General features: G+C 56.4%; 7 protein-coding genes. 5 read left to right on the top strand and 2 right to left on the bottom strand.

The annotated features are described in order from the left end of the window. Positions 1-3: 3 nt before the first annotated feature. Positions 4-3,105 (bottom strand): TonB-dependent receptor, encoded by a 3,102-nt coding sequence (locus tag QZ460_RS01570; protein WP_290539831.1) that lies wholly within the window; start codon positions 3,103-3,105, stop codon positions 4-6. A gap of 748 nt (positions 3,106-3,853) precedes the next feature. Then, entirely contained in the window at positions 3,854-5,035 is a 1,182-nt protein-coding gene (locus QZ460_RS01565) for a DNA-binding transcriptional regulator (protein ID WP_290539830.1), read from the bottom strand. 584 nt (positions 5,036-5,619) lie between these two features. Between QZ460_RS01565 and QZ460_RS01560 the strand changes: the two genes are divergently transcribed. The 5 genes from QZ460_RS01560 to QZ460_RS01540 all read left to right on the top strand — a co-directional run bounded on the left by QZ460_RS01560 (position 5,620) and on the right by QZ460_RS01540 (position 14,596). Then, a complete protein-coding gene (locus tag QZ460_RS01560) occupies positions 5,620-7,212 on the top strand; it encodes an alkaline phosphatase family protein (RefSeq protein ID WP_290539829.1) in 1,593 nt (530 codons plus the stop codon). A gap of 25 nt (positions 7,213-7,237) precedes the next feature. Next, on the top strand, positions 7,238-10,135 hold the full coding sequence (locus QZ460_RS01555; protein ID WP_290539828.1) for a GH92 family glycosyl hydrolase: 2,898 nt from the start codon (positions 7,238-7,240) through the stop codon (positions 10,133-10,135). Between the two features lie 39 nt (positions 10,136-10,174). Further along, positions 10,175-11,014 (top strand): endonuclease/exonuclease/phosphatase family protein, encoded by an 840-nt coding sequence (locus QZ460_RS01550; RefSeq protein ID WP_290539827.1) that lies wholly within the window; start codon positions 10,175-10,177, stop codon positions 11,012-11,014. A 10-nt stretch (positions 11,015-11,024) separates the two neighbouring features. Continuing rightward, on the top strand, positions 11,025-12,968 hold the full coding sequence (locus QZ460_RS01545) for an alkaline phosphatase (RefSeq protein WP_290539826.1): 1,944 nt from the start codon (positions 11,025-11,027) through the stop codon (positions 12,966-12,968). A gap of 68 nt (positions 12,969-13,036) precedes the next feature. Then, entirely contained in the window at positions 13,037-14,596 is a 1,560-nt protein-coding gene (locus QZ460_RS01540; RefSeq protein WP_290539954.1) for a trehalase family glycosidase, read from the top strand.

The following is a 14,596-nucleotide window of genomic DNA, read 5'->3' as shown; positions in this document are numbered from 1 at the left end:
GAATTAAAAGTTAAGATTTACACCGAAATTGAAGAAACGCGACAGGGGATATACACCGCGGTCGATACCGTAGTTGCCAACCTCGGGGTCGATGCCCGTGTAATCCGTGAATGTGCAGACGTTTTCCACGCTGAAGTAAACACGAATCGAACCGTTCCTCATGCCAATGAAGTCAGTCGCAGCATGGGGCAGTGTGTAACCGATGGTGATATTCTTCAGACGCAGGTAATCGCCATCCTCGAGGAAGTGATCCGAGAAACGGGTGTAGTTACCGTTCAAGTCGCTGGACTTGGTCAGACCCAGACGCGGGTGCTTGCTGCTTGTGGGGTTGAAGTCCCAAGTGTCCAGAACATCGGAAACCATGTTGCCGTAGTCGTTACGACCGTTCATGGTCATCTGCTTCAGACCGTTGTAGATTTTGTTACCGGCAACGCCCTGGAACATGAAGCTGAAATCGAGACCCTTCCAGTTCAATGATCCTCCGAAGGAGTACGTGTATTTGGGAGTATAGGAACCTGCGAAGGCTTTGTCGTCGTCGTTAATCACTCCATCACGATTGACATCGACAAAAATCAGATCACCGACTTTGGCATCGGGCTGCAGCAATTTAGCCTCACCGGTCTGCTCGTTTTTATAGATATACTTGTCAATCTCATCCTGCGAACGGAAGATGCCTGCCGTGCGATAGATCTTGAATGAATACCAGGGTTGGCCGACGTCGGAATACAGCAGAGGCGAAGAGTTCAGGTTGGGATTCTTGTGCATTACGGAACCCAGACGCGAACCGTACTCTCGAACGTAGCCCTTGTTGTAGGACAACATACCCCAAACGTTGTAATTCAATTTATTGCGAGCAGCCGAATTCTTGTAATTGATCGAGAACTCCCAACCTTTGTTCAATACGTTACCCATGTTACCCATAGGAGGCTCTGCAACGCCCAACTGCAGAGGAGTGGGAACGAAGTCAATCAAATCTTTGGTAACCTTGTAGTAGTAGTCCACGCTGATGTCCAACTTCTTGCGGAACATCTGCAGATCCAGTCCGACACTGGTCTGCTCGGTCACCTCCCAACGTGCGTTCAGGTTGGGAATCGTCGAAAGGTAGGTGCCATAGCGGTCCTGATCCATATTTTCGCCAAAGATGCCGGGATACTCATACTGAAGCAAATCGACCTTGGCCACATTGTCGGGATACAAATCCACGTTACCTATGCGCCCCCAACCGGCACGAATCTTAATCAAATCGAAGACGTTGTTCAGCCCCGAATTCTGGAAGAATTTTTCGGAGGAGAGTTTCCACGAACCCGAAACAGAGGGGAACCAGTCATAAGGTTTCGACTTGGGAAGTTTCGAGGATGCATCGCGACGGATACTCCCGACGAGGAAGTAACGATCGTCGAACGAATAGCCTACACGTGCAAGGAACGAATACATCGAGTACTCCCGGATATACTCTTTGGGGGCAGGTGTCCACTGCTCGGCATTGGGCCAGGTAATCTGATTACCCTCTTCCGAGGTGTAATTCTTGGAGTAGATGAAGCGGTCATGGTTCTTCTTGAAATCTGCGGTGAACCCAGCCATGGCGCTGATGTGGTGGCGGTTGAACACCTCAGCCCATGTGATGACAGTCTCCGACAACCAGTGGCGGTTGCGGTGGAAACTCTGGGCTCGTTCATTCTCACTGCGCTGAAGACCTTGCTCGGTCATCTTACGGCGGAACTCATCAGCTTCGGCATTATGGAGGTCTGCCGTGAAGTCGGACTTGATGGTCAAAGAGGTAATCGGCTTGATTTCAATAGAGGTTGTCGAGAAAATCTTGTTTTCGGGATACTTGCGGTGCATTCTCGAAAGGTCGGCAACCGGGTTGTAAAGTAAAGGAGTGCCCGATACGCCGGCCCACGAAGGAAGCGTACCCCCAAAGATGCGATTACCCTTTTCATCCAATACGTAGTTACCCTTCTCATCCATCTCATAGACAGGAGCGAAACGGGGATACCACATGGCGCCGATGATGGGGCCTTCGTGTGAGGTGTTGACGTTACCCTGACCGTTGGAAACCACGAACGAGGCTCGCTCGGAGAGTTTCAACCACTTGGTCAACTGGAATTCGGTGTTCAACTTCGCATTCAGACTCTCGCTGTAAGTATTCAGCAGTGTGCCTTCCTTCTTGTCATAACCGACAGAGAAATAGGATCTCAGTTTATCGGTTCCGCCCGAGATGCTCAAAGCATAATGCTGCTTCAGACCTACTCTGAAAATCTCGTCCAACCAGTCGGTGCGGGTGATGTTGCCGAAGGGGAACAACTCGGGATTTGCTGCCGAAGGCAACTGTGAACCGGGGTTGTTTTCCACCGCCTTAGCCCAAACCGTATTATACTGCTCGGCGGTCAGCATTTTGGGGAGGTTAGACACCTTGTCCAGCCCCCAGGATGCATTCACCGAAACATTGAGCTTACCCTTTCGGGCTTGTTTGGTGGTGATGAGGATAACACCACTCGATCCTACGGATGCACCATAGATGGCGGCCGAAGCGGCGTCCTTCAGAACAGTGATGGTTTCGACATCCTCCACCATGTAGGGGGCGTTGGGCACGCCGTCGACAACCACCAGCACTCCGTCTCCGGATGTGGGATCATCGTCATTACCCTTCGATCCTCTACCACGGATGGAGAACGATGCGGGGCTCATGGGATCACCCACCTGCTGGATGGTCACACCAGGCATACGACCCTGGAGCAGGGATGCCAAGTCTGTCGAACGGCTTTTGGCGACCTCGTCCACCTTCACGGTGGTCACCGCCATCGAGAGGTCCTCCTTGCGCGAAGATCCGTAACCGATAGCCACGACCGCACCGATCATCATGGAATCCTCCTCCATGGTCACATCAATCACACTGCGATTGTTCACAGGAATCGACTGCGTTTTGAAGCCGATGAACGAGAAGTTAAGAACGGCGTTGGCAGCTACCGTGATGGAGTAATTACCCTCGGCGTCAGTAGTGACTCCGTTGGCAGTACCTTCTTCGACAACGGAAGCTCCGAGGACGGCATTGTTCGACGCATCCGTCAGACGACCGCTAATCGTGACTCGATTTTGAGCACTCACTGGAACAGCGAGTATGCAGAATAGCAAACTCACTAAAAGAAATCGGACTAAAGTCCGCCCCTTCTCAGAAAAAGTCAAATTCATTTCAATAAAGTTAAAAGTTAGTATATGATGGTAATTTGGCTTCGTTTTAATTAAAAAAATTAATAACCGCAACTCGTTTTGGGGTGAAAATGTAGTATCTCTTTCGAGAAATAAAATTATCAATAATATTAATCATTGGGGTGTAGATTCGCGCATTGATATCCTCATTTTACGAATATTTGAAATTTCGAACTATAAAACCAGCTCCGCGAAAATTATGAAAAGAGCTGAAAATCGATAAATAGCGGATTCGGCTCTTTGTCGAACATGCAACCGATCCGCAAAAAAACGCCGGGTGGAATATATTATATATAGGTATAAAAACAGCCTTAAAAAAATGTTTATATGACATTCGGAAGTCATGATGCGAGGATCGATTCGAAGGGTAGTGCCTTTTCTGAATGCAATTTCTCAGCTATTGGGTGAGTCTGGTTTCTTGCGATAAAAATATTTAGTTATGAAAAAATGCGCCTTAATGAGACGATTTCATTAAGGCGCATTTTTTCGCTGCATCTGTAAATAAATTAGACCGTCACAACATCACCCATAGGCTGATTTAGCGTCATTCTCTCTTTTCGTCCTATCGGCAAAATCGGGCCCTCCTATTTTGCTGCAGCATATCGACTTCTGCATGAGCGAATCTGCTGTTTGCGGAGGAGGGAAATTATTGGATTTTCAGTACGTTATGTCTGATTTTCTCCATATACTCCGACGGCGTTATGCCCTTGATTTGCTTGAAGGTGCGCGACAGATTCTTGATGTCGAACAATCCCAGTTCGGCCGCTGCTTCGGAGATGCTCTTGCCATCGTTAAGATGCTGTACCACTTGCTCGATGCGGGTCTGCGTGATGTAATGATAGATCGAGGTGCCGATTTCCTTGCGGAATTTAACCTCGAGCAGACGGCGGGACAACGGAACCAGACGGGTAATCTCCGCTACGGAGATCTTTTTGGTGATGTTGTCGTGGATGTAGCGCAGAACAAGGGTGATGTGGGGATCGGTGGTGGCATAGATGTCGGTGGACTGGCGGGTGACGATGTGGGTGGGGATGACCATGACATCCTCCGGATCCGCCGAAGGGTCGTTGAGCAGTCTGTCGATGAGCTGTGCCGTGTCGTATCCCGCCTGCTCGACGGCCTGATTGAGCGACGAGAGGTTCGGCACGCTGAGTTTGCACAGCGTCTCGTCGTTGTCGACGCCCAGAATGGCGATGTCGTAAGGAATGCGGCACCGGTCGCCGATCTGGTGGCAGGCTTCGACGATGTGGTTGGCCTGGTTGTCGTCGGCGGCCATGATGGCAACCGGTTTGGGAAGCGACTTGAGCCACTCGGTCAGGTATTCGGTGTTGTAGTACCACAGGATATTCTGCGTATCGCTCGTCAGCGACGAAAAGGTGAAGTTGGGATTGGCGGACTCGACGGTCTGCTGGAATCCCTCCTTGCGCTCGTCCGACCAGACGATGTCCCGGATGCCGTAGAAGGCAAAGTTGGAAAAACCGCGCTTTATGAAGTATTCGGCTCCCATCTGTCCGGCCAGGCGGTGGTTGCCCGTGATATTGGGGATGGTGCTGAAGCGGTTTTTGAAGTCTTCGGCTATGGCGATGATGCCGTTTTGCGCAAAGAGCTCTACGGGGTCGTCGTTGTAGAATTGTCCCACGACGGCGTCGGCCTTGATTTTCTTGGCCCACTCCACGACTCCTTCGATGCCGGATACATCGCGGACCGAGAGCGGCAGCCGGCACAGGTTCCATGCCTGGCGGGTGGCTACCGTGTAGCGGAATACCCCCTGAAGGATCCCGCGCGAGTATCCTTCGGAGAAATCCATGAGGAAAATGATACAGGCCATAGCGTATTTGTTTTGTTGCCGGGTAAAGATAGTGATTTTCGGCAATACGGCAAATCTTCTCCGCGACGGGCGCAGGTTCGATTGGCCGGTGCAGAAGAGCGGGGTTTGTCGCGGAATCATTCTTAAAATTATTTAGTTACACTCCCCTACCCCGAATTTCGGACGGGTTGGAGGCTAAGTCTTCGCTCTTTTGCGCAAAATAAGGATATAAGGTCGCAAATTGAGGATTGCGGATCGAATAACTGCCGTATATTTGTAAAGAAAATAAAAAGTATGATTTTATATTTAAAATATTTTAAAAATTTAAAGAGCTTGACAATAGCATGAAGTAGTTAAAACTGCCGGAACACCATTTATTCACTATTAACCATAAAAACATGAAAAAAATTAAACTATGTCTTACCATGCTTGGTGCATTGTTGCTGACGATGCCAGCAAGCGTGTTTGCGCAAGGGACGTAGGTTGTGGGGCCGTCTTGGTTCTGGATTTCAATGCCCTGCAGTGCTCGCGCATTCTACGATAACGGTGGATATTCGCGGCGTTCTTTCTTCGGTCGGTTGGAAATTTAATATTGAATTTTGAAGATGAAAAAGTATCTCGCTTTTATAGGTTGCATCGTGTTGGCGGCTTCGTGTACGCCAGACGATATGCCGCATGCCAGGCACGTGATTATGATCGGGTGCGACGCCATGGGAGCTTTCGCTCTGCAGCGCGCCGAAACCCCCAACTTGAACCATATGATTGAGAACGGAGCCGTCTCGATCAATACGCATAGCGTCCGCCCCACGTCGAGCAGCCAGAATTGGATGTCGATGGTCAGCGGAGCCCTTCCCCTCCAGCACGGGGTTCTCGACAACGACTGGGAACCCGACAACATCGTCATCGAACCCTGTTTGAAAAATGCCAGGGGATTTTTCCCCACCCTGTTCGACGACATCAAGGCGCAACGTCCCGAGGCTACAGTCCACATGTTCTACGAGTGGGAGGAGCTGGCGCGCATGTTCGATGTCTCGGTGGTCGACAAGGCCGTCACGGGGCTTGACACCGAATGTACCTTCAACGCGGCGATGGAAGATTTCTTCGAGAACAAACCCGCGCTGTCGTTCATATCGCTCAACGAACCCGATCATGTGGGACACGTCTTCGGACACGAGTCCGCCGAGTATATGGCGCAGGTTTCGCAGCTCGATGCCATGATCGGCGAGCTGGTACGTCGGCTCGACGAGTCGGGAATGTCGGAGAATACCGTGGTGATCGTCACGGCCGACCACGGCGGTTTGGGCAAGTCGCACGGCGGCGATTCGCTTTTCGAACGGCTTGTGCCCATTGTCTTCTACGGCAAGGGGGTCACACGGGGCAAGGTGATCGAGCCGGCGTTGCTGATCTGCGATGTGGCTGCCACGGTATGCGGCTTGCTCGACGTCGCGTTGCCGCGCGAGTGTGTGGGACGCTTCGTCCACGAGGCCTTCACCCCGCGCGTCAACGATCGGATCTATGTTCCCGTGCCGTTCGTGAGCCCCTCGGAAGGGTTCTTTACCGAACCGGTGACGGTCACCATGACGGCCGACGCCCCCGATTGCGAAATCTACTACACGCTCGACGGTCTTGAACCCGACACTCTCTCGTTGCGCTACGAGGGCCCCGTGCAGATCTCCGGCCCGGCACAGCTGCGTGCCGTGACCTATCGGAAGGGACAGCGCAGTCTCACGGCGGCGGGGTCGCTGCGCGTGGTGGGCGAAAACGAAAGCCCCAATGTCTCCTATCGCATGTGGGAGGGCATTCGGACCAAGACGCTGCCGGTGTTCTCCACCCTGGGGCGCCCCAAGGCGTCGGGCAAGGTCTATGAATTCTCGCTCGACCAGCTCGATGTCGAGGAGAAGGACCATTTCGCCGTGGAATTCACTGCCGACCTGCATGTCGACAAGGCCGAAAACTACCGTTTCGGCGTGCTTTCTGATGACGGGAGCAGGGTCTACATCGATGGCCGGCTGCTCATCGACAACGACGGGTCGCACTCCTCGGACATGAAGTATGCCAACATCGACCTGTCGGAAGGTCTGCACCACATCAAGGTGGAATATTTCGACGACTACATGGGACAGCGCCTGGAGCTGCGCTACTCGTCGGGACATATCGGCGAGCAGGTGGTGCCTTTCGCGCGTCTGTGCCGGAATTAGAGAATAATACGAACAAACTCACTGTATGAATTTAGCAAGATTGGGTCTGGTAGCGGTATTTCTGGCTGCAACCGGATGTGCGAACTCCGCACGACAGCATCCTGTCGATTATGTCGATCCCTTCGTCGGAACGGGATTCCACGGACACACCTACCCGGGAGCCACCACGCCTTTCGGCATGGTGCAGCTCAGCCCCGACACGCGCAGTGGCGACTGGGACGCCTGTGCGGGATATTACTACGCCGATACGAACATCGACGGCTTCTCGCACACCCACCTCAGCGGTACGGGATGCGCCGACCTGGGCGATGTGATGATGCGCCCCACCTCGCGCGAGGTCAAGGCCGCCGACGGCAGCTATACGATGACCCCGGCCGCCTTCTCCCACGATGAGGAGGAGGCTTCGTGCGGCTACTACGCCGTGAAACTGCTCGACGAGAAGATCCGTGTCGAACTCACTGCATCGCCGCGTGTTGGTGTCCACCGCTACACGTTCGAGGGCAGCGGACCGCGTCAGGTGGTCATCGATCTGATGCACCTGCTCACCGATGAGAACATCAAGCAGCACGAACTGCACGTGGTGTCGCCCACCGAGGTCGGAGGCATGCGCTGCACCGACGGATGGGTCGAGGACCAATATGCCTTCTTCTCGGCCGCCTTCTCGCAGCCGGTCGTCGCGTCACACAACTTCGACAACAGGCAACTGCTGCTCGTCTTTGCGCCCGATGTCAGGGAGCTGACCGTCGCCGTGGGCCTTTCGGCCGTCAGCGAGGAGAACGCCCGTCTGAACCGCACCACCGAGGTACCGGTTCTGGATTTCGAGGCCGTGCGCTCGGCGGCGCGCGCGATGTGGAGCGAGGCGCTGGGAGACATTGAGGTCGAGGGAGGCACCGAAGCCCAGCGCAAGACCTTCTACACGGCACAGTATCACACCAAGCTCACGCCCAACGTGATGAACGACGTCAACGGCGACTACCGGCGCAACGACGGCTCGGTGGCTCGTCTGCCCGAGGGCGGGAAGTACTATTCGACCATGTCCATCTGGGACACGTTCCGCGCATGGCATCCGCTCCAGACGCTTGTCGATGCCGAACTCGTGAACAATATGATCCGCGACATGCTCGACATGTACGACGCCACGGGAGAACTCCCCATCTGGCCGCTCTCGTCGGGCGAGACCCGCTGCATGATCGGCTACCATGCGGTCTCGGTTATTGCCGACGCCTACATGAAGGGAATCCGCGGGTTCGATGCCGAACGTGCGTTGGAGGCCATGGTGCGTTCGTCGAACATCAACCAGAAGGGGTCGGACTACTATGTGAAGTATGGCTTCATCCCAGCCAACATCAAGCGCGAGTCGGTGTCGTGTCTTCTGGAGTATGCCTACGACGACTGGGCGATAGCCCGCATGGCCCAGGCGATGGGCCGTTCGGAGATTGCCGGGGAGTACATGCGCCGCGCCCAGAACTATGTGAACGTCTTCGACGGATCGACCCGGTTTTTCCGCGGACGGCAGCTCGACGGCAGTTGGACCACCCCCTTTGTGGACTGGAAGGCCGGCCGCGACTACACCGAGGCTTCGCCCTGGCAGTACCGCTTCTTCGTGCCACACGACGTCAACGGCCTGATGCAACTCTTCGGCTGCCGCGAGAGTTTCATCGAAGCTCTGGATCTCCTCTTTACCACGGAGACCCCTTCGGAGGATCCGGGACTGGTCGACATTACGGGTATTTTGGGGCAGTATGCCCACGGCAACGAGCCGAGCCACCACATGGCCTATCTCTACAACTGGGTGGGACAGCCCTGGAAGACCCAGGAGATGACCCGCCGTCTGCTCGACGAGATGTATGCCCCCACTCCCGAAGGGGTCATCGGCAACGAGGATTGCGGGCAGATGTCGGCTTGGTACATCCTCTCGTCGCTGGGGCTCTATTCGGTCTGCCCCGGTTCGAACCAGTTCGTCCTGACTTCGCCCCTCTTCGAGAAGGCCACCGTGAAGCTGGCCAACGGCAAGACGCTCGTCATCTCGTCCAACGCTTCGAAACGGAACCGCTACATCAAGTCGGTGAGCTTCAACGGCCGCCCCGTCGACCGGACCTATGTCGATTACGAGCAGCTGATGCAGGGCGGCGTGTTAGAGTTTGTCCTCGCACCGGAACCCCATGCGGAATGGGCGGCCGGCGACGAGGCCTGCCCCTACTCGCAGACCGGAACCGAGGTCGTGTCGATACCCTATACCACCGCGAACTTCAGCCTCTTCACCGAAAGCATCGACGTGGATTTGAACACCACGACCGAGCATGCCGAAATCCGCTATACGCTGGACGGTTCGGAGCCCGATGAAGATTCGGAACGCTACACCGCTCCCATTCGGATCGACCGGTCGCTCACCCTCAGGGCCCGCGCCTTCAAGCCGGGCCTTGTACCCAGCCGCACGCTGAAGATCGATGCCGAGAAGGCCGTGTTCCTGGAGCCCGAGGCGCAGCCCTCCGCACTGGAGAAGGGCGTGCACTACGACTATTATGAGGGCAGCTGCTCGCAGGTGTCGCAGATCACGGAGCAGGAATACATCGGGTCGGGGGTCCTTCCCGAACCGGGCATCGCCGGGGCGCGTCAGTCCGACCACTTCGCTTTCATCTTCGAGGGGCTGATCCATGTTCCCGAGACCGGCGTCTGGTCGTTCATGACCAACAGCGACAACGGCACCATACTCGAAATCGGCAACAGGGTCGTGGTCAACAACGACGGTTCGCATCCGGCCGTGACGGCTACCGGCCGCGTGGCGCTGAAGAAGGGCTACCATCGCTACAAGCTCTCCTTCTTCGAGGATTATGGCGACGAGTCAATGGAGTGGGGATGGAAAGCCCCCTCGGAGGACGACTACCGGCCGATTCCCGCCGCAAATTTGTATCTTCAGCAGTGATATCATAAATTTGCAGACTTATACTGAAACAAACAACCCATGAAAAAACTCATTCCATTTCTTGCCGCAGCCCTGATGACCGCCTGCGGTTCCACGACGGAGTTGAACGTCATGACCTTCAATGTCCGCTATGACAATCCCGAAGACGGCCGCAACAACTGGAAGTTCCGCAAGGAGCGCGTGGCCGAGGTGATCCGGGACAACCGAATCGACGCATTCGGGACCCAGGAGGTGCTGATCAACCAGTACAACGACTTGAAAGGCCTGCTCCCGGAGTATGCATCGGTCGGCGTGGGCCGCGAGGACGGCAAGGAGCAGGGCGAGTTCAACGCCGTCTTCTTCCGCCGGGACCGCTTCACCCTGCTCGACTCGGGCAGCTTCTGGTTGAGCGAGACCCCCGAGGTGGCCGGTTCGCGGGGCTGGGATGCGGCCTGCGAGCGGCTGGCGACGTGGGCCGTCCTCAAGGAGAAGGGCGGCACGGAACTGCTCTTCATCAATACCCACCTCGACCACATGGGCCGGGTGGCGCGGCGCGAGGGCGTGACGCTGCTCATCGAGCGTATCGGCAAGCTGGCCGCAGGGCGTCCCGTGGTGCTGACCGGCGATTTCAACGCCGAGCCCGGGTCTTCGGTTGTCGGACATGTCCTCGCCTGCGGCATCTTCAACGACTCAAAGGCCGTGGCCGCCACCAAGGCCGGCCCCGACTGGAGTTTCGCCGACTACGGTTCGATTCCCGAGGCCGAGCGTCCGCTGATCGACTACATTTTCGTGTCGAAGGGGGTCGGGGTCAGCCACTACGAGGTCCTGCCCGACCACAACGAGGAGGGGTTCGTCTCCGACCACGCTCCGCTGAAAGCTGCCATTCACATCGAAAAATAAAAGGAAAACCATGAAACTGAAAAAAATCGCAATGGGGCTGTCGGCCCTCATGTTGTCTGTCTGGGCATCGGCACAGCCTCCCATGCTGATCCACTCCCACAACGATTATTGCCGTCGCATGCCTTTCTATCAGGCCTATGCGCAGGGAGTGCACTCCATCGAGGCCGATGTCTTCCTCCACAAGGGGAAACTGCTCGTGGGACACGACATCGAGGATCTGCGCGACGAGATGACCTTCGAGCAGATGTACGTGCGTCCGCTGGTGACGCTGTTCGGCCGCAACGGCGGCAAGGCATGGGCCGATTCCGACGAGAACCTCCAGCTGTTGGTCGAGCTCAAGTCGGAAACGGAGCCCACACTGAAGGCCGTGGTGAAGATGCTCCGGAAATACCCTTCGGTATTCGATCCTTCGGTCAATCGCCATGCCGTGCGTATTGCCATCACGGGCAACGTGCCCTCACCCGAGGAGTTCTCGGAGTATCCCGAATGGATCGCCTTCGACGGTCAGTGGGACGAGGACTACACCCCCGAACAGCTTGAGCGCATCGCCCTGGTAAGCGCCAATTTCCGCAACTTCTCGAAGTGGAAAGGCAAGGGGTCGATTGTCGAGTCGGAAGCCGCAAAATTACAGGAGGTTATCGACCGGGTGCATGCATGGAACAAGCCCGTGCGCTTCTGGGGCGCTCCCGAGGGCATCACGGTCTACTACACGTTCTGGAACATGGGGATCGACTACATGAATACGGATCGTCCGGAGCAGTGCGCCGAGTTCTACAACGATTTCGGCAACAAGAACTTTCAGATCGGTGCGAAGAACCCCTCCGAAAGCAGCCGGGTGACCGGCACGAAGCGTCTGGACAAGGCTACGCGCAACTTCTCCGGCTTCCAGAGCGAGAAGATGCATCTCTCAAAGGGAATCGAGGTCTATCAGCCCTCCTTCCTGAACGACGGCGCGCTGTCCAGAGTCAGGAATGTGATCCTGCTCATCGGCGACGGAATGGGCCTCGAACAGATCATGGCGGGCCTCTATGCCAACCACGGCCTGTCGCTGGCCACCCTGAAGCACATCGGATTCCAGCGGACCCATGCCCTGAATGCCTTCACCACCGACTCGGCGGCGGCCGGCAGTGCTCTGGCCACCGGCGAGAGCCACAACAACCGTCATATCTCGGCCACGGGCGACAATGTCCCCGTTCCCTCGTTGAGCGATTTCTTTGTCGCCAATGGCTGTCCGGTGGGTGTGGTGACTCTGGGCGATGTCTCCGATGCTACCCCTGCGGCCTTTTACGGCCACAGCACCGAGCGTGACAATTCCGACATCCTGACGGCCTATCTGACCGACGGATGTATCGATCTGCTGTGCGGCAGCGGCATCGCGAAGTTCACCAAGCGCGAGGATGGCCGCAACCTGGCCGAGGAGCTCGAGGCGAAGTACTCCTTCGTGCGCTCGGTTGACGCCATCAATGCCCGCGAGGGCAAGGTCATCTGCATCGACGAGCAGATGGGCGAGGCCGCCAGCGAGGAGAACCTCCCGCTGCTGGCCCAGGCCACCCGCGAGGCGATCCGAAAGTTGCAGGAGCGCAGCGACAACGGCTTCTTCCTGATGGTAGAGGGCGCCAAAATCGATTACGCCGGCCACGCGCGCTGCCTCCCGGGATCGGTCATCGAGACGCTGAGCTTCGACCTGGCCGTTGCCGAGGCCCTGAAGTTCGCCGACAGCAACGGCGAGACGCTGGTCATCGTCACGGCCGACCACGAGACGGGCGGTCTGATGCTGCTCGACGGCGACGAGAAGACGGGGCGTGTGATGGGTGTCTATGTCACCGACGACCATACGCCTGCACTGATTCCCGTATTCGCCTACGGCCCCGGCGCCAGGGAGTTCATGGGGTGCTATCGCAACACCGAGATCCCCCACCGCATCAAGGCGCTCACCGAAGGAAACGACCGGTAAAATTGAGCGTTATGATTCGTAAAGTCATTTTGGGTGTTGTGCTGGCGGGGCTCCTCCCGGGGGAGCTCATGGCGCAAAACCAGCATCCGGAGAGCGGTCAGTCGCCCTACAAGAACACCTATGTCAAGGATGTCTTCGTCGCCGAAAACGAGTTTCGCAACATGAAGCCCGAGACGATTCGTCCGCGCAGCTTCGACCAGGCGCGCCACATTCTTCCCGCCCCGTTCTGGGAGGGACATTCGCGCGAGGTGGAGATGTACTGGCATGCCTGGAAAATCGCGGTCGGCAACATCCGCCAGCCGCAGGCTGATTCGGGCTTCGTCGCGCCCTATCTCGACATCGCATACAACGGCAACATCTTCATGTGGGACGCCTCCTTCATGATGATGTTCGCCCGGTATGGCTACCATTTCTTCCCCTTCCAGCGCACGCTCGACAACTTCTACGCGCACCAGCATCCCGACGGCTTCATCTGCCGGGAGATTCGCGCCGACGGATCGGATTGTTTCGAGCGCTACGACCCCACCTCGACCGGACCCAACATCCTGCCGTGGGCCGAGCTGATGTATTACAGGCAGTTCGGCAATCTGGACCGTCTGCACAAGGTCTTCCCCGTGCTGTGTTCCTATGCCAACTGGTGGCGGCTGAACCGCAGCTGGCCCAACGGAACCTACTGGTCGTCGGGATGGGGCACCGGCATGGACAATATGCCGCGTGTGCCCAAGGGCTACAATCCGATTTTCTCCCACGGCCATATGGAGTGGATCGATGCCTGTCTGCAGAAGATAATGGTCAACGACATGCTGCTGCAAATCGGCTTCTACACCGAACGCTGGCAGGAGATCGAGGAGCTCGAGGACGAAAACCGATACCTTAGGAAGCATATCAACACCTGCATGTGGGACGACAGGGAGGGCTTTCTCTTCGACCGCTGTGCCGATGGACGGCTCAACGGCACCAAAGGCGTCCATGCCTATTGGGTCCTGCATACCGACGTCCTGCCGAAGCAGCGTCTGGACCGTCTGGTGGCGCATCTGGCCGACACGGCCACCTTTGCGCGTCCGCACCGCGTGCCCTCGCTGTCGGCCGACCACAAAAAGTACAACGACGCAGGCCGCTACTGGCAAGGGGGAATCTGGCCCAGTTCGAACTATATGATTATCGACGGCCTGTGGAGGAAGGGCTACCGCGAGCTGGCTCAGGAGATCGCCGAGAACCACTACAACGCGGTTTTCGAGGTGTGGAAGAAGACCGGAACATTCTGGGAGTATTATGCCCCGGAGAAAATCGAACCCGGATTCATGGCCCGCAGGGACTTTGTGGGCTGGACGGGACTGCCGCCCATCGCCGTGTTCATCGAATACATTCTGGGCATCAAGTCCGACTTCGCCGAGGGGACGATCGAATGGAATATCACCCATTGCGAGGCGCACGGCATCGAACGCTATCCCTACGGTCCCGAGTCGCTCGTGGGGCTCAAGGTCAAGTCGCGCGGAGCGCTCGGGGAGACTCCCGTCATCAGCGTCGAGACCCCGGTGCCGTTCACGCTGACAGTGACATGGGGCGACAATTGCCGACGCAGCGTAAAGGTGGAGCGCAGCGGCACTGTCAAGCTGGCCGAAAAGTAA

The organism is Alistipes sp., assembly GCF_020026455.1.
In the GTDB taxonomy this organism is placed as follows: Bacteria; Bacteroidota; Bacteroidia; order Bacteroidales; family Rikenellaceae; genus Alistipes.
This window is presented reverse-complemented; position numbering and strand designations above follow the sequence as displayed.